This is a genomic window from Pseudomonas sp. B22(2017), from assembly GCF_002113105.1.
In the GTDB taxonomy this organism is placed as follows: domain Bacteria; phylum Pseudomonadota; class Gammaproteobacteria; order Pseudomonadales; family Pseudomonadaceae; genus Aquipseudomonas; species Aquipseudomonas asiatica.
On record NZ_NEJN01000002.1, the window covers coordinates 224,426 to 239,420 of the forward strand.

General features: G+C 60.7%; 17 protein-coding genes, 1 tRNA gene and 1 pseudogene. 11 read left to right on the plus strand and 8 right to left on the minus strand.

The annotated features are described in order from the left end of the window. Positions 1-3: 3 nt before the first annotated feature. Positions 4-429, minus strand: coding sequence for a hypothetical protein (locus CAG18_RS04885; RefSeq protein ID WP_085720494.1), 426 nt, complete (start codon positions 427-429; stop codon positions 4-6). 245 nt (positions 430-674) lie between these two features. Between CAG18_RS04885 and CAG18_RS04890 the strand changes: the two genes are divergently transcribed. Beyond that, positions 675-977 carry a hypothetical protein gene (locus CAG18_RS04890; protein ID WP_085720495.1) on the plus strand — a complete coding sequence of 101 codons (303 nt, stop codon included), beginning with the start codon at positions 675-677 and terminating at the stop codon, positions 975-977. Positions 978-980: 3 nt separating this feature from the next. Here CAG18_RS04890 and CAG18_RS04895 read toward each other — a convergent pair whose 3' ends face one another. Then, positions 981-2,231 carry an aspartate aminotransferase family protein gene (locus CAG18_RS04895; protein ID WP_085720496.1) on the minus strand — a complete coding sequence of 417 codons (1,251 nt, stop codon included), beginning with the start codon at positions 2,229-2,231 and terminating at the stop codon, positions 981-983. A gap of 236 nt (positions 2,232-2,467) precedes the next feature. Beyond that, positions 2,468-3,364 carry a LysR substrate-binding domain-containing protein gene (locus CAG18_RS04900; RefSeq protein WP_061304210.1) on the minus strand — a complete coding sequence of 299 codons (897 nt, stop codon included), beginning with the start codon at positions 3,362-3,364 and terminating at the stop codon, positions 2,468-2,470. A gap of 255 nt (positions 3,365-3,619) precedes the next feature. Between CAG18_RS04900 and CAG18_RS04905 the strand changes: the two genes are divergently transcribed. The 3 genes from CAG18_RS04905 (at position 3,620) to CAG18_RS04915 (ending at position 6,344) form a co-directional block, all read left to right on the plus strand. After that, a complete protein-coding gene (locus CAG18_RS04905; protein ID WP_085720497.1) occupies positions 3,620-5,002 on the plus strand; it encodes an amino acid permease in 1,383 nt (460 codons plus the stop codon). A 61-nt stretch (positions 5,003-5,063) separates the two neighbouring features. Continuing rightward, positions 5,064-5,561, plus strand: coding sequence for a PaaI family thioesterase (locus tag CAG18_RS04910; RefSeq protein ID WP_085720498.1), 498 nt, complete (start codon positions 5,064-5,066; stop codon positions 5,559-5,561). A gap of 87 nt (positions 5,562-5,648) precedes the next feature. Then, the gene (locus tag CAG18_RS04915; RefSeq protein WP_015271041.1) at positions 5,649-6,344 is read left to right on the plus strand and encodes a glutathione S-transferase N-terminal domain-containing protein; all 696 of its coding nucleotides are present in this window, start codon (positions 5,649-5,651) and stop codon (positions 6,342-6,344) included. 132 nt (positions 6,345-6,476) lie between these two features. Here the strand turns inward: CAG18_RS04915 and CAG18_RS04920 are convergent, their stop codons facing one another. After that, on the minus strand, positions 6,477-8,093 hold the full coding sequence (locus CAG18_RS04920; protein ID WP_085720499.1) for an inorganic phosphate transporter: 1,617 nt from the start codon (positions 8,091-8,093) through the stop codon (positions 6,477-6,479). 128 nt (positions 8,094-8,221) lie between these two features. Between CAG18_RS04920 and CAG18_RS04925 the strand changes: the two genes are divergently transcribed. The 7 genes from CAG18_RS04925 to CAG18_RS04955 all read left to right on the plus strand — a co-directional run bounded on the left by CAG18_RS04925 (position 8,222) and on the right by CAG18_RS04955 (position 12,954). Then, positions 8,222-8,608 carry a DUF488 domain-containing protein gene (locus CAG18_RS04925; protein WP_085720500.1) on the plus strand — a complete coding sequence of 129 codons (387 nt, stop codon included), beginning with the start codon at positions 8,222-8,224 and terminating at the stop codon, positions 8,606-8,608. 142 nt (positions 8,609-8,750) lie between these two features. Further along, positions 8,751-9,182, plus strand: coding sequence for a GNAT family N-acetyltransferase (locus CAG18_RS04930; protein WP_015271038.1), 432 nt, complete (start codon positions 8,751-8,753; stop codon positions 9,180-9,182). A gap of 117 nt (positions 9,183-9,299) precedes the next feature. Then, complete coding sequence (locus CAG18_RS04935) at positions 9,300-9,689, plus strand: helix-turn-helix domain-containing protein (RefSeq protein ID WP_085720501.1); 390 nt, start codon at positions 9,300-9,302, stop codon at positions 9,687-9,689. 63 nt (positions 9,690-9,752) lie between these two features. Beyond that, the gene (gene uvrY, locus CAG18_RS04940) at positions 9,753-10,391 is read left to right on the plus strand and encodes a UvrY/SirA/GacA family response regulator transcription factor (protein WP_015271036.1); all 639 of its coding nucleotides are present in this window, start codon (positions 9,753-9,755) and stop codon (positions 10,389-10,391) included. Positions 10,392-10,397: 6 nt separating this feature from the next. Next, entirely contained in the window at positions 10,398-12,221 is a 1,824-nt protein-coding gene (gene uvrC / locus CAG18_RS04945) for an excinuclease ABC subunit UvrC (protein ID WP_013973365.1), read from the plus strand. 32 nt (positions 12,222-12,253) lie between these two features. Next, the gene (gene pgsA / locus CAG18_RS04950; RefSeq protein WP_039613116.1) at positions 12,254-12,814 is read left to right on the plus strand and encodes a CDP-diacylglycerol--glycerol-3-phosphate 3-phosphatidyltransferase; all 561 of its coding nucleotides are present in this window, start codon (positions 12,254-12,256) and stop codon (positions 12,812-12,814) included. 64 nt (positions 12,815-12,878) lie between these two features. After that, a tRNA-Gly gene (locus tag CAG18_RS04955) sits at positions 12,879-12,954 on the plus strand. Between the two features lie 489 nt (positions 12,955-13,443). Here the strand turns inward: CAG18_RS04955 and CAG18_RS04960 are convergent. The 4 genes and pseudogenes from CAG18_RS04960 to CAG18_RS04970 form a co-directional block, all read right to left on the minus strand. Beyond that, positions 13,444-13,971: a hypothetical protein gene (locus CAG18_RS04960; protein ID WP_085720502.1), complete on the minus strand. Its 528-nt coding sequence runs from the start codon at positions 13,969-13,971 to the stop codon at positions 13,444-13,446. Positions 13,972-14,048: 77 nt separating this feature from the next. Continuing rightward, the gene (locus CAG18_RS26145; RefSeq protein WP_143492627.1) at positions 14,049-14,309 is read right to left on the minus strand and encodes a hypothetical protein; all 261 of its coding nucleotides are present in this window, start codon (positions 14,307-14,309) and stop codon (positions 14,049-14,051) included. Positions 14,310-14,544: 235 nt separating this feature from the next. Beyond that, positions 14,545-14,700 carry an HNH endonuclease domain-containing protein gene (locus tag CAG18_RS27440; RefSeq protein ID WP_082810545.1) on the minus strand — a complete coding sequence of 52 codons (156 nt, stop codon included), beginning with the start codon at positions 14,698-14,700 and terminating at the stop codon, positions 14,545-14,547. After that, a pseudogene (locus CAG18_RS04970) lies at positions 14,697-14,963 on the minus strand (T6SS immunity protein Tdi1 domain-containing protein); the annotation flags it as partial. The gene CAG18_RS27440 and the pseudogene CAG18_RS04970, both read right to left, overlap by 4 nt. Between the last annotated feature and the right edge of the window lie 32 nt (positions 14,964-14,995).

Below are 14,995 nucleotides of genomic sequence, written 5' to 3' on the forward strand. Positions count from 1 at the left end.
CCGTCAGTCGGCCTGGGCTTGCAGCTGCCACTGGCCATCCACTTCGCGGGCCAGGCCGCTGGCTGGCAGCAGGGCCAGCAGGCGCGTGTGCAGGGCGGCTTCGGTGAAGGTCTTGAGAGTGGCTAGGTCCAGTGCGCCGACCAGGTTGAGATCGGCCTTGGTGTACGAAAGCCAGGCCTTTTTCAGGGCCTGGGCGACGTCGCTGCCGGAGGTGCTGGCAAAGCGGCGGTGCCATTGGCGGCCGTCGAAGGTGAAGGTGTGGGCGTGGCTGTAGGTGCCTTGGTCGCCCCCTTCGGTGCAGCGATGGCAACGGCACGGGCCTTCGCCGAAGGCGTTGCGCAGGTAGCTGTTGAAGTCCGCCACGGGCTTGAGGGACAGGCGTTTGTCGACTTCGAACAGGTCGGCGATCAGGGGTTCTTCGGCGCTCACTCGGGATCCTCGTGTGGTGTGGCGTGCATCGGCGGGCACCCTAACAGATCGGGGCATTCAGATCACCTTTTGCAGGCCCGGCCTCTTCGCGGGCTCGCCCGCTCCCACAGGTGCTGTGCACAACCTGAGCAACATGCGATCCCTGTGGGAGCGGGCGTGCCCGCGAAGAGGCCAGTAGAGACAATGGAGATCACCTGCCGTACTCTACGCGCCCATACGCCTACACACCCACAGAGGTAACCCGCTTGAGCACCAAGTACCCGTACATCGCCACCATCACCATCAGCGCCGAAGACCGCGGCGGCGACACCGAAGCCTCGGAAAACCCAAACATGCGCGTTGGCCTGGAAGCGGTGACCGAAACGCTGAAGAAGGTGCATTTCGTCGGTACGCTCGCAGCCCCCGAAAAGAACGCCACGCACATCTGCGTGACCCTGGAAAACGGCCTGACTTACTACGGCCCGATCGTCAACGGCCACGCCGAGCTCGAAGGCGGCTGGATTGCCTTCGAGTCCGACATGCTCACTCCCGCAGAGCTGGGCTTGTAAGTATCAGTTCAGCTCGGCCAGGCACTGCTCGAGGATATCCAGGCCTTCCTCGAGCACTTCGGCCTCGATGGTCAGCGGTGCCAGCAGGCGGATGATGTGCCGCGCCTTGCCGCTGGGCATCAGCAACAGGCCCTTGGCCCGCGCCGCGTCCATCACCTTGGCCAGTTGCGCCGGTGCCGGGCTGCCGTCGGCGTTGACGAACTCGATCCCGCGCATGGCGCCGACGCCGGTCAGGCGGCCGATGAACGGGCTCAGGCCCGAGGCCTTCCAATGCTCGAAGCGGCGCACGATTGCCTGCTCCTGGCGCTCACCCCAGGTAGCGATGTTCTCGTCGGTCATCTGCGCCAGGCTGGCCAGGGCTGCCGCACAGGCGATCGGGTTGCCTGAATAGGTGCCACCCAGGCCGCCCTTGGGCAGCGCTGCCATCAACTCCTTGCGCCCGACCACCGCACCCAGCGGCATGCCGCCAGCAATGCTCTTGGCCAACAGCAGCAGGTCGGGCTCGAGCCCTAAGCGCGGGAAGGCGAAGCGCTGGCCGGTGCGGCCGAAACCTGACTGGATCTCGTCGATGATGATCAGGATGCGGTGCTCGTCGCAGAAGCGGCGCAGGGCCTGGGCGAAGGCTGGGTCAAGGGCGAGGAAGCCGCCTTCGCCCTGCACCGGCTCGAAGATGAACGCCGCCACGTCTTCCACTGCCAGCTCGACGCTGAACAGGCGGTCCATGGCCTTGAGGGCCTGTTCGCAGGTAACCCCGGTGTCGGCGCTGGGGTAGGGCAGGTGGTACACCGGCCCCGGCAATTCACCGACCCGCTGCTTGTACGGGGCGACCTTGCCGTTGAGGTTCAGGGTGGCCAGGGTGCGACCGTGGAAGCCGCCGTCGAAGGCGATGATGGCGCGTTTGCCGGTGGCACCGCGGGCCACTTTCAGGGCGTTTTCCGCAGCTTCCGCGCCGCTGTTGGTGAGCATGCCGGCCAATGGGTAGCTGACCGGTACGAATTGGCTCAGTTGTTCCATCAGCGCCAGGTATGGGCCGTGGGGGGCTGCGTTGAAGGCGTAGTGGGTCAGGCGAGCGGCCTGGGCCTGGATCGCCTCGACCACGGCCGGGTTGCAGTGGCCCAGGTTGAGTACACCGATACCACCGACGAAGTCGATGTATCGTTTGCCGTCGGTGTCCCAGACTTCGGCATTGCGGCCATGGGAAAGTGTGATCGGGTGAACGATGGCGATGGATTGGCTGATACTTTCCTGATTCATGGGCACGCGGACCTTTGTTCGAATTTCTTATTATCCAAGCGTGTTGGCAGGTTATTCCGCAAACGAATTATTCGATTGCGGTCATTCCCTGGATTCTTGAACTAGCTGGTTTTTGTATCTGCCATTCCGGCCCTATCGCCGGCAAGCCAGCTCCCACAGGTACGGCACAGGTCTTGATGGCTGTGGAGTACTTGTGGGAGCTGGCTTGCCGGCGATAGGGCCAGTGCAGGAAGTAATCAATCCCCCTCGGCCACCCGCTCCCGAATCCACTGCACGAAGGCCCTGACCTTGGGCACTTCGGCCGCATGCTCGGCATGGGCGATGAAGTGCCGGCCGTTGCTCGCCACCGGGTGGTCCCAGGCCACTACCAGCTTGCGCTCGCTCAACTCTTCGGCCACCAGGTAGCGCGGAATCAGGGCGATGCCGCAGCCGGCAATGGCTGCGCGGATGCACAGGTAGAACGTGTCGAAGCGGGGCCCGTGGTAGCTGTTCTGACTATGCAGCCCCAGCCCCAGGAACCATTCGTGCCAGGCCTCCGGGCGCGACACGCACTGCAACAGGCGGTGTTCGGTCAGCGCCTGGGCGCTGTCGAACCGGTGGTTGGCCAGCAGCTGCGGGCTGCACACCGGCACCACTTCCTCGCTGAACAGTTCGATGCAGGTTGCCCCGGGCCAGGTGCCCTGGCCGAAGAAAAACGCAATGTCGGCCTTGGCCTGCACCAGGTCGAACGGCTCCAGCTCATTGCGGATATCCAGGTGAATGCGCGGGTAGCGGTCGCCAAAACCCTTCAGCCGGGGTACCAGCCAGCGCGCGCCGAAGGTGGGCTGGGTGGCGATGCGCAGCACTTCGGTCTCGTCGCCGTAGCTGAGGATGTAGCGGCTGGAAATGTCGATCTGGGTGAGGATCTTGTTCACTTCGGTGAGGTACAGCGCGCCAGCCGGGGTCAGGTGCAGGCGCCGGCGAATGCGCTGGAACAGCGAGTGCGACAGCATGTCCTCAAGCTGCGCCACCTGCTTGCTGACGGCGCTCTGGGTCAGGTGCAGTTCCTGGGCCGCGCGGGTGAAACTCAGGTGGCGGGCGGCCGCTTCGAAGCACTGAAGGGCGGTGGTCGAAGGCATCAGGCGTTTGGACATGACGGGCAAATACCGAGCAAAAAAGGAAGGAGTTCATTCCATAACGGAATCATGTGTTTCGAAAAGGTCGTTTGTTGACCTCGGCCTATAGATTAATACTGACCTGGATCAACGATTACAACCGGTCGTGCGAAGAGGAGGTAAGTACCCGCTTCCGGCATCTGCAAAACAACAAAAACGAACATCAGAAATTTATAAGAATTCTGCTCCAGTCTTCAGCCGCCCCGCTGCGGCCGACCCATTCGAGGGTTCTTCATGGCTTCGCCAAACAACAACAAACAGCGCTCCCTGCAGCACGGCCTGACGTCCCGTCAGGTATCCATGATCTCCATCGCCGGCATCATCGGCGCCGGCCTGTTCATCGGTTCCTCCAACGCCATCGCCACCGCCGGCCCGGCCATCCTCATCTCCTACGCCATGACTGGCCTGCTGGTCTTGCTGGTGATGCGCATGCTTGGTGAAATGGCCATCGCCAACCCCAACAGCGGCTCGTTTTCCACCTATGCCTCCGAAGCCATCGGCCCTTGGGCGGGCTTTACCATCGGCTGGCTGTACTGGTGGTTCTGGGTACTGATCATTCCGGTCGAGGCCATTGCCGGCGCCGACATCCTGCATGCCTACTTCCCTGGCGTGCCGTCGTGGCTGTTCGCCTTCCTGATCATGCTGGTGCTGTCGGGTACCAACCTGATCAGCGTGAAGAACTTCGGTGCCTTCGAGTACTGGTTCGCGCTGGTCAAGGTGGTGGCGATCATCGCCTTCATCGTGGTCAGCAGCCTGGCGGTGTTCGGCGTCTGGCCGCTGGCCGAGGTGTCCGGGGTCAGCCGGTTGTGGGACAACGGCGGCTTCATGCCCAACGGTTTCGGCACCGTGCTCGGTGGCGTGCTGATCACCATCTTCTCGTTCTTCGGCGCCGAAATTGTCACCATTGCCGCTGACGAAACCGCCAACCCGAAAGACAAGATCCGCCGCGCTACCAACCTTGTTGTGTACCGCATCGCCATCTTCTACCTGGCGTCGATCTTCCTTGTGGTGTCGCTTGTGGCGTGGAACGACCCGGGCCTCAAAGCGGTAGGTTCGTTCCAGCGCGTGCTGGAAGTGCTGAACGTGCCGGGCGCCAAGCTGCTGGTGGATATCGTGGTGCTGGTTGCCGTGACCAGTTGCATGAACTCGGGCCTGTACACTGCGTCGCGCATGCTCTATTCGCTGGGCGCCCGTGGCCAGGCGCTGAGCGTTACCAAGCGTATCTCCGGCTCGGGCGTACCGACCGTGGCGGTCATCTTCTCGACCCTGGCCGGCTTTGCCGGGTGCTTCGTCAACTATGTGTTCCCGGGCAAGGTATTCGGCTTCCTGCTGTCCACCACCGGCGCCATCGCCTTGCTGGTGTACCTGGTGATTGCCGTTTCGCAGCTGCGCATGCGGGCCCGTGCCGAGCGCGAAGGGCGGACGCTGGAGCTGAAGATGTGGCTGTTCCCATGGCTGACCTGGCTGGTGATCGGCACCATCGTCATGGTGCTGGGCTACATGCTGTTCAGCGATGCCTACCGCTACGAGACGCTGATGACCGCCGGGGTGACCGCGTTCATCCTGCTGGTTTCGCTGACCCAGCGGCGCGCCAGGGTGGTTGCCCAGACGGCCTGATGTTTCTGTTTTAATGTGGGGGCGTTGCGCGCCCCCCCATATCAATAAGCACAGGAAGCGTATGAACGACCACTCCCTTTCCCTCCAGGCCCTCGCCGCACCCGACGGCACTTGCTACGGCTGCGGTTGTTCCCACCCCAGCGGCCTGCACCTGCAAAGCCATTGGGACGCCGACGGCATCCACCTGGTGTGCCGGCACGCGCCCGACCGCACCTTCATCGGCTGGCCCGGCCTGGTCTATGGCGGGCTGCTGGCGATGCTGGTCGACTGCCACTCCAACTGGACGGCAATGGCTTACCACTACCGCAACGAAGGTCGCGAAGCGGGCAGCCTGCCGCGCATCGACTGTGTCACTGGCAGCCTTGGCCTGAACTATCTCAAGCCCACGCCCATGGGTGTCGAATTGTTGCTCAAGGCGCGTGTGGAAGGTGAGGTAGGGCGCAAGACCCGGGTGATTTGCGAAGTCTGGGCCGACGATGTGCTGACAGTGACTGCCGACTCGGTGTTCGTTCGCGTCGATACCGAAAAGCTCAAGCTCAAGGCCCACGGCCAGGCCTGAGCCGCCGGTGCTGATGAGTGGTCGGTGATGGTCAGCGGCCGGGGATGTCTCTAGAGTGAGAGGTTCATTCCCCAGGCAAGGTTGATCATGACCGATCTCAGTGCTTTCCCCATTACCCGCAAGTGGCCCGCCAGACACCCCGAGCGCCTGCAGCTGTATTCGTTGCCGACGCCCAACGGCGTCAAGGTGTCGATCATGCTCGAAGAGATCGGCCTGGCCTATGAGCCGCACAAGGTCAGCTTCGACAACGATGACCAGCTGAGCCCCGAGTTCATCTCGCTCAGCGCCAACAACAAGATCCCCGCCATCCTCGACCCCAATGGCCCTGGCGGCCGGCCGCTGCCGCTGTTCGAGTCGGGGGCGATCCTGCAGTACCTGGCAGAGAAGAGCGGCCAGTTGCTCAGCCAGGACCCGGCCCAGCGTTACCAGACCTTGCAGTGGCTGATGTTCCAGATGGGTGGCATCGGGCCGATGTTTGGCCAGGTCGGGTTCTTCCATTTCTTTGCTGGCAAGGAATACGAGGACAAGCGCCCGCGGGACCGTTATGTCAACGAGTCCAAGCGCCTGCTCGGTGTTCTGGACCGGCATCTGAAAGGCCGGGAATGGATGGTCGACGAGTACAGCATTGCCGATATCGCGATCTTCCCGTGGGTGCGTAACCTGGTTGAGCGTTACAACGCCCGAGATTTGGTAGGCTTCGATCAGTTCAAGGAAGTGCAGCGGGTGCTGGCGGCGTTCCTCGAGCGGCCGGCCGTGCAACGCGGGCTGAAAATTCCAGGTTGAGGTTGGCTGTAAGGGCCCTATCGCCGGCAAGCCGGCTCCCACAGGTAATGCACAGGGCTTGAGGTCTGTGGTGTTCCTGTGGGAGCTGGCTTGCCGGCGATAGGGCCAGTGAAGGCGAAACTGTTTTCAGGCTCAGAAAATGTGGTGCAGCAGCCAGTACAGGCTGCCGGCCAACAGCATTGCTGCTGGCAAGGTCAGCACCCAGGCCATCAGCAGGTTGACCAGCGTGCGCTTCTGAATCCCCGACCCGTTGGCCACCATGGTCCCGGCCACCCCGGAACTCAGCACATGGGTAGTCGACACCGGCAACCCGAACATGTCCGCCGCACCAATGGTACACATTGCCACCACTTCGGCCGAAGCCCCCTGGGCATAGCTGAGGTGGGTCTTGCCGATCTTCTCGCCTACCGTCACCACGATGCGCCGCCAGCCGACCATGGTGCCCAGCCCCAGTGCGATGGCCACGGCCACTTTCACCCACAGCGGGATGTAGCGGGTGGCATCATCCAGCTGGGTCTTGAACAGCAGCACCTGGCTGCGTGTACCTGCATCGAATACCACCAGCTGGTTCTTCTCGATCAGGCGGATGGCTTCGCTGGTCAGGTACATGTCGTTGCGCACGTTGGCCATGGCTTCCGCCGGTACCCGCTTGAGCGAGCCATAACCTTTGACCTCTTCGCCGATCATGCCGGTCAGCGCCGCCAGCGCCGGTATCAGTTGCGGGTTGGCCCTGGGCTCGGCAATGAACGTGGTCAGCACCTGGCGTGGGTCGGCCGGTGCTGCTTGCGGGGCGCCGCGCACCAGTGCCTGGCGGGTTACCTCGGCGACCGCGGAAAACTGCAGGGCCTGTTCATTGGGCATGGTCTTGTTCAATGCGTAAGCCATCGGCAGGGTGCCAACCAGGATTAGCATGATCAGGCCCATGCCTTTCTGGCCGTCGTTGGAGCCATGAGCAAAGGACACCCCGGTGCAGGTCAGGATCAGTACGCCGCGGATCCACCACGGTGGCGGTGTCTGGCCTTCCGGCGCCTGGTACAGCGCTTTGCGCTTGACCAGCGCGCGCAGTGCCAGCAGCAAGAGGGCGGCACAGGCAAAGCCGAGCAGTGGCGAGAACAGCAGGGCATAACCGACCTTGCTGGCCTGGGCCCAGTCCACGCCACTGGTGCCGTCGCGCCCATGCATCAGGGCATTGGCCACGCCCACGCCGATGATCGAACCGATCAGGGTGTGCGAGGATGAGGCCGGCAGGCCCAGCCACCAGGTGCCGAGGTTCCAGATGATCGCTGCCAGCAGCAGGGCGAAGACCATGGCGAAACCGGCCGAGGAGCCGACCTGCAGAATCAGCTCCACCGGCAGCAGGGCGATGATGCCGAACGCCACCGCGCCACTGGAAAGCAGCACGCCGAGGAAGTTGCACAGCCCGGACCAGACCACGGCGACGGGGGCAGGCAACGAGTGGGTGTAGATGACGGTGGCCACTGCGTTGGCGGTGTCATGGAAGCCATTGACGAACTCGAAGCCCAGGGCAATCAGCAACGCCAGGCCCAGCAGCAGGAATGGTGTGACTGTGGTGATTACCGTGCCGCTGGCCGTCACATCCTGCCTCAGGCTCCAGGCGGTGTAGGCAATGCCGGCCAGCAGCAGGCCGAAGAACAACACCAGGGTGGCTCGCCCGGGCTTGTGGGCAAGTTGCGGGCGGGCATCGCGTTGGGCCAGTTGCGGCAGGCTGGCCAGTGAGGGGGTTGCCATGGTGGCTCCGGTCGGGGTGTGGCAAGGGTGCCGAAGGCCTTGAGCATAGAAACAATTCGTAACCCGGCCGTGACCTCGATCAATGATTTATCTAGGCTCAAGACGGACGGTAGTGGCAGGAGAAACCCATGATTCGCTGCAAGCGTGTCTACGATGCGGTTGAGCAAGACGACGGCCAGCGCGTGCTGGTCGATCGCCTGTGGCCGCGTAACAAGCGCAAGGAAGACCTGCACGGGCAGTGGTTGCGCGAAGTTGCACCCTCGGATGAGTTGCGCAAGGCGTTTCACCAGGGTGAAGTGGATTTCGCCGGCTTCACCCAGCGTTACCAGCACGAACTGGCGGCCCACCCCGAGCACTGGTATCCGCTGCTGGACCTGGCCGGAAAGGGCACGCTGACATTGCTTTATGCGGGCAAGGATACCGAGCACAACAATGCCCGGGTGTTGGCTGAATGGCTGGAGGACGAACTGGACCGGCGTGGGCCCGGCAGTTCGCCCGTGTGCTACGCCCAATGATTGATGTTCGTTGTACTGGCCCTATCGCCGGCAAGCCAGCTCCCACAGGTACTGCGCTGCCTTCAAGGCTATCGCTGTACCTGTGGGAGCTGGCTTGCCGGCGATAGGGCCGGGCCTGGCAAACCGAAGAGTATGAAATGTGATGTCACTGAAACTGACCCCCGCCAACGACACCCACCGCACCTTCGCCCGCGACCTCACGCGCCGCGCCATGCTGCCGTACTACCGCGAATATGACCTGCTGTGGCTAGAGGAAGCCTTCGACGAAGCCTGGGGCTGGCGCGAGCAGTGGCTGGTGACCGAAGGCGACGCGGTACTCGGCTTCTGCAGCCTCAGCCAGGACCGCCAGGCGCTGTTCATCCGCGAGTTGCACCTGTTACCCGAGCACCGTCGGCGTGGGGTCGGCAGCTGGGTGCTGGAGCAGTTGGCACTGTGGGCCCGCCAGCGGCACCTGCCGCTGCTGCGGCTGATGGTGTTTCGCAGCAACCCGGCGCGGGTGCTCTACCAGCGCCACGGCTTCGTCGAAATGGGTGAGGACGAATGCTTTGTGCGCATGCAGCGCACGATCGACTAATAGCTCAATGATGGCTTGTCGCGACTGGTGAGCATCGGCATAGTGAACTCAGGCGTTCACGGCTGCCTGCAGGTGGGTAGGCCGTACATGAGTGTGATCAGGGATAAGGAGCCCCCCATGAATGGAATCGGTCCGCGGCTGCGGGAAGAGCGTGAGCGTCTGGGGATGACCCAGCGCGTGTTTGGCGATATCGGTGGGGTCGAACCCAATGCCCAGGGCAAATACGAGAGTGGTGAACGCTCGCCGCGGGTCGATTACCTGGCGGCATTGGCAACCCGGGGCGTGGATGCACTCTATGTGCTCAGCGGTATCCGCACCCCGGCACCGCTCGAGGGGCTGAGCGCCGATGAGTTCGGTTTGCTGGGGGCTTTCCGGCAGTTGTCGTGCGACGATCAGGCAGCACTCTGGCACTTGTTGCGGCGTTTGACCAACAACGACAAATCCCGGCAGACAGTGAGGCCGCTTACGGTTGAACGTCAGGGGTTTCTTACGGAAGGAATGCGTTAGGTCCGCCGTGAAAAATTTTGTTAAGGTGGCGGGATCCAATCGCCCTGCTGACGAGGTGTGTGCTTGATTAGGGTCTTAGTGGTCGACGATCACGATCTGGTACGAACCGGTATTACACGCATGCTGGCCGACATCGATGGCCTGCAGGTGGTGGGTGAGGGCGATTCGGGCGAGTCGGCACTCAGGCTGGCCCGTGAACTGAAGCCGGATGTGGTGCTGATGGATGTGAAAATGCCCGGCATCGGCGGCCTGGAGGCCACCCGCAAGCTGCTGCGCAGCCACCCGGACATCAAGGTGGTTGCCGTGACCGTGTGCGAGGAAGACCCGTTCCCCACGCGCCTGTTGCAGGCCGGCGCTGCTGGCTACCTGACCAAGGGCGCCGGCCTTGACGAAATGGTCCAGGCCATCCGCCTGGCCTTCGCCGGCCAGCGCTACATCAGCCCGCAGATTGCCCAGCAGATGGCGCTGAAGCCATTCCAGCCACAGGGCTCGCCGTTCGATGCCTTGTCGGAGCGGGAAATCCAGATTGCCCTGATGATCGTCGGCTGCCAGAAAGTGCAGATCATCTCCGACAAGTTGTGCCTCTCGCCCAAGACCGTCAATACTTACCGTTATCGGATCTTTGAAAAACTCTCGGTCACCAGCGACGTCGAACTGACCTTGCTGGCCGTTCGCCACGGCATGGTCGACGCAAGCCTGTAAAACCTCATGTCCCAAGTTTTCGATGCCAGCGCATTCCTGGCTACCTGCAGTGGTCGCCCGGGCGTCTACCGGATGTTCGACGGCGAAGCCCGGCTGCTTTATGTGGGCAAGGCCAAGAACCTCAAGAAACGCCTGGCCAGCTATTTCCGCAAGACCGGCCTGGCGCCCAAGACCGCCGCGCTGGTGGCCCGCATCGCCCAGGTCGAAACCACCATCACCGCCAACGAAACCGAGGCGCTGCTGCTGGAGCAGAACCTGATCAAGGAGTGGCGGCCGCCGTACAACATCCTGCTGCGCGATGACAAATCCTACCCCTACGTGTTCCTTTCCGACGGCGAGTTTCCGCGGCTGGGCATTCACCGTGGGGCAAAGAAGGCCAAGGGCCGCTACTTTGGCCCGTACCCCAGCGCAGGCGCCATTCGCGAAAGCCTCAGCCTGCTGCAAAAGGCCTTTTCGGTGCGCCAGTGCGAAGACAGCTACTACGCCAACCGCACCCGGCCATGCTTGCAGTACCAGATCAAACGCTGCAAAGGGCCCTGCACGGGCCTGGTGACCGCCGAGGAATATGCCGAGGACGTGCGCCACTCGGTGATGTTCCTAGAAGGGCGTAGCCAGCAACTGGGCAACGAGCTCAATGCCGAGATGGAGAAGGCCGCCATGGCCCTCAATTTCGAGAAGGCCGCCGAGTTGCGCGACCAGATCGCCTTGCTGCGGCGCGTCCAGGACCAGCAGTACATCGAAGGCGGCAGCGGCGACGTCGACGTTATCGCCGCCTTCGTCAACCCCGGTGGCGCCTGCGTGCACCTGATCAGCGTGCGTGGCGGGCGGGTGCTGGGCAGCAAGAACTTCTTCCCGCAGGTGGGCATCGAGGAGGAGGTGGCCGAAGTAATGGCCGCTTTCCTCTCCCAGTATTACCTGGGCAATGCCGAGCGCGAATTGCCGGGCGAACTGATCGTCAACGTGGTGCACGAAGACTTCGCAGCCATCAGCGAAGCCCTGCAGACCTTGCGCGGCCGCGAGTTGACCATCAGCCACCGGGTACGCGGTACCCGCGCCCGCTGGCAGCAGCTGGCGGTGACCAACGCCGAGCAGGCGCTCAATGCGCGCCTGGCCAACCGCCAGCACATGGCCGCACGTTTCGAGGCCCTGGCCGAGGTGCTGGGCCTGGACGAGGTGCCGCAGCGCCTGGAGTGCTACGACATCAGCCATTCCAGCGGCGAAGCCACCGTGGCCAGCTGCGTGGTGTTCGGCCCCGAAGGCCCGCTCAAGTCCGACTACCGCCGCTTCAACATCGAAGGCGTCACCGCTGGTGACGACTACGCCGCCATGCACCAGGCCCTGACCCGCCGCTACGGGCGCATCAAGGATGGCGAGGGCAAGCTGCCCGACGTGCTGCTGGTGGACGGCGGCAAAGGCCAGTTGAACATGGCCCGTGACGTGATGCAGGAGCTGGGCTTCAGCGACCTGACCCTGCTTGGGGTGGCCAAGGGCGTGACGCGCAAGGCCGGTTTCGAAACCCTGTACCTGAACGACGTGCACCATGAGTTCACCCTCAAGGGCGACTCACCGGCCTTGCACCTGATCCAGCAGATCCGCGACGAGGCCCACCGTTTCGCCATCACCGGCCACCGCGCCCGCCGCGGCAAGGCCCGCCGGGTGTCCAGCCTGGAGGATGTGGCCGGGGTAGGGCCCAAGCGCCGGCGCGACCTGCTGAAACATTTCGGCGGCCTGCAGGAGCTCAACCGCGCCAGTGTCGATGAAATCGCCAAAGCACCCGGCATCAGTAAAAAGCTTGCCGAGTCGATTTATGCCAGCCTGCATAGCGAGTAGAATGCGGGCTCAACTTGCGGCCAGTCGTACCGATGAATATTCCAAACCTGCTCACCGTTCTACGCGTCCTGCTCATCCCGATTTTCATCCTGCTGTTCTATATGCCCTACCACTGGAGCTACATGGCCGCCAGCAGCGTGTTCGCCGTTGCCGCCGCCACCGACTGGCTGGACGGCTACCTGGCGCGCCGCCTGCAGCAGAGCACGCCGTTCGGTGCCTTCCTCGACCCTGTGGCCGACAAGCTGATGGTGGCGGTGGCCCTGGTGCTGCTGGTGCAGACCCACGCCAACTTCTGGTTGACCCTGCCGGCCGCGGTGATCATCGGCCGCGAGATCGTGGTTTCGGCGTTGCGCGAGTGGATGGCCGAACTGGGCGCGCGGGCGCATGTGGCGGTGTCCAACCTCGGCAAGTGGAAAACTGCGGCACAGATGCTGGCGCTGGTGATCCTGCTGGGCAACCCGCCAGCGGTGACCTTCTGGGTAATCCTCGGCTACGCGCTGCTGCTGGTGGCGGCGGGGCTGACCCTGTGGTCGATGGTGCACTACCTGCTGGCCGCCTGGCCGCACCTGCGCGAAGGCTCGGAGCAGAAATAAAAGTTTTTTTGAATCAAGGGGTTGACGCTGTTTTAGAAATCGATAGAATGGCACCCATCACGACGCGGGAATAGCTCAGTTGGTAGAGCACGACCTTGCCAAGGTCGGGGTCGCGAGTTCGAGTCTCGTTTCCCGCTCCAAATATAGATTTACAGGGTTCCATGGAAGTCTGTAAATCATTGAAAAAAGACGCTTCGGCGTCTTTTTTCGTTTCAGTCAGATCCATCAGGATCCATGGGCATTCGGGCCTTTCCAGGCTTTGTACGAAATCCCAAGTAACCCAATCACCGCCCCTCGAACGCTGAAACTTTGCAGAGTCCCCCGGCATCGACGGAAAGGCATTCTGTGATGGCTAAGCGTTACGAATACTCGGACGAGGTGTGGGGTGTGGTCTCCGAGCTCTTCATCAAGCCCCAGCTGCCACCGGCCCAGCTGTTAAGAGGAGTGTGATGCCTGCTTGAAGTACGCAACCCGCTCATCGGTCCTGGACTGACTGAAAGAATTATATTTGTTGCCTCTGTTGTTGGATGTTGACTCGCCGATTACCCTGTTCGTGTTTAAAAGTTCTCTATGAAGTACCGCTTTTTGTCCCCGAGCGTGTCCATATGTGAGATCTCTAGTTGTGCTTGTTATAGTGATTGGTAGAGCTTTATTCTCGAGTCATCCAGCGGAAAAAATTCTTCTGATAACTCATAGAGGCGCATGACCCAAAAGTTGTCCTCCTTGGCCATGGCTTTGCTGTCTATTTCGGAATAAAATTTTTGAAGTGTGGCGATCTGCTTGTTGGTATCTAATATTTCAATGCTCATTATTCTGGTTATTAGGTTTATAAATAGGTTGTGAAAGGTTATGAAGAGGTTTATTGTGGAGTTGCAATATGTGGTGTTGGTCAGTTCGTCGTTTTCAAACATGTATCCGATGGAGGAGTCCTCTGTATTGACAAAAAAACATCCGGTGAAGTCGTGTCCAAAGAATGCAAGGTGCTTATGCAGGGTTGGGATGTGGTATAGCGTATTGTAGAACTCTGCCTTGTTGTTTTTGTAGGGTGGCAATAAGCAGGTTTTGCTTCGTACGTCGGAAAGTACGGGGGATTTATTAATTGCACCACTTTGCATCTTGGTGTATTGGGCTTGGAATTTTGCGAAAGGAAGTTCCATGTTTTTCTCCTGCGGACAGGTGGTTTTATTTGGCGGTAACAGACATACTGCTGGATGTCTGTTGATCGCCCTTTCGCTTAGTGGGAGGTTTCCCAAAATTTGGCGCCCTCTGCGTCGGCTATTTTCTCCATAAACTCCGATAATGATCCCGCTGCTTTTATCCATTCGTGTCTGTGGTCAAGAGGTGTGCAGGCAAAAATTTCACCATTTTTGGTAAGTATTAATAATTCGGAGTCGCCATAAAGTCGGCCGACGACGATGTCGCCTGCTAGTGTTTCATCGCTTCGGGTATGTCGCAGTTTTTCAGTTTCGGTGATGGATTCTTCCGGGGTGAGCATTTCGATCCCCCATTGTCCATATAGGTTATCTTTAAAGAGTTCGGATTTTTTGCTGAGTCGCCATAGTGCTAAGAGTTCATTGGGGAAACTGGGTGTAAGGTCAGAAATTTCTCTATCGCTGAGTCCGCTTGAAAAAGTGCAGGCCAGAAGGAATGGGCACTTTTCTTTATGATGGTAGGCTATTTGTGGTGATGACTATTTGTTTTTTAGTCTGCTAATTACAGTGGTTAACTTGTTAGAGTTCATTGTGGTTTCGCCAGAATGTGTTGAAGAGTTCTTGGTGCGTCTTGCGCTGTACGGATACTAAATTCCAGAAAGTATTGTCACCGCCGTATTCTCTTGGCTTGATATGGTGAATGTCGTACTCTTGGTGTTGCATATCCTCGATCATACCCGAATACGAGTTTGTCGAGCAGGTAGTCGAAATCGATATCGTTTTCGAAGCTGATCAGTATCAGTTCCAGGTAGTTTCGGTGTGTCGAAGCTACGCAGGATTAGAAGATGGGGATCGAGTTTTAATTTGCAAAGATTGTCCAAGGTTGGTTTTCCTCCGGCCACAAGAGTGGGTTCGAAACCGTACATTTCATCCGGGGCTAGTGGGCCGTATTTCTTCAAGGCGCGCTTGAATAAAGGTTTGCCATTTGAGTCGGAGGTGTCGTAGTTATCTGGTTCACTGCATACCTGTA

Coding starts and splice junctions, on each gene's coding strand:
- CAG18_RS04910 (WP_085720498.1), top strand. CDS start 5,064: ATGAACGACCACTCCCTTTCCCTCCAGGCCCTCGCCGCACCCGACGGC.
- CAG18_RS04920 (WP_085720499.1), bottom strand. CDS start 8,093: ATGGCAACCCCCTCACTGGCCAGCCTGCCGCAACTGGCCCAACGCGAT.
- uvrC (WP_013973365.1), top strand. CDS start 10,398: ATGTCCCAAGTTTTCGATGCCAGCGCATTCCTGGCTACCTGCAGTGGT.
- CAG18_RS27440 (WP_082810545.1), bottom strand. CDS start 14,700: ATGATCGAGGATATGCAACACCAAGAGTACGACATTCACCATATCAAG.
- CAG18_RS04915 (WP_015271041.1), top strand. CDS start 5,649: ATGACCGATCTCAGTGCTTTCCCCATTACCCGCAAGTGGCCCGCCAGA.
- CAG18_RS04935 (WP_085720501.1), top strand. CDS start 9,300: ATGAATGGAATCGGTCCGCGGCTGCGGGAAGAGCGTGAGCGTCTGGGG.
- CAG18_RS26145 (WP_143492627.1), bottom strand. CDS start 14,309: ATGCTCACCCCGGAAGAATCCATCACCGAAACTGAAAAACTGCGACAT.
- CAG18_RS04905 (WP_085720497.1), top strand. CDS start 3,620: ATGGCTTCGCCAAACAACAACAAACAGCGCTCCCTGCAGCACGGCCTG.
- CAG18_RS04900 (WP_061304210.1), bottom strand. CDS start 3,364: ATGTCCAAACGCCTGATGCCTTCGACCACCGCCCTTCAGTGCTTCGAA.
- CAG18_RS04895 (WP_085720496.1), bottom strand. CDS start 2,231: ATGAATCAGGAAAGTATCAGCCAATCCATCGCCATCGTTCACCCGATC.
- CAG18_RS04960 (WP_085720502.1), bottom strand. CDS start 13,971: ATGGAACTTCCTTTCGCAAAATTCCAAGCCCAATACACCAAGATGCAA.
- pgsA (WP_039613116.1), top strand. CDS start 12,254: ATGAATATTCCAAACCTGCTCACCGTTCTACGCGTCCTGCTCATCCCG.
- CAG18_RS04930 (WP_015271038.1), top strand. CDS start 8,751: ATGTCACTGAAACTGACCCCCGCCAACGACACCCACCGCACCTTCGCC.
- CAG18_RS04925 (WP_085720500.1), top strand. CDS start 8,222: ATGATTCGCTGCAAGCGTGTCTACGATGCGGTTGAGCAAGACGACGGC.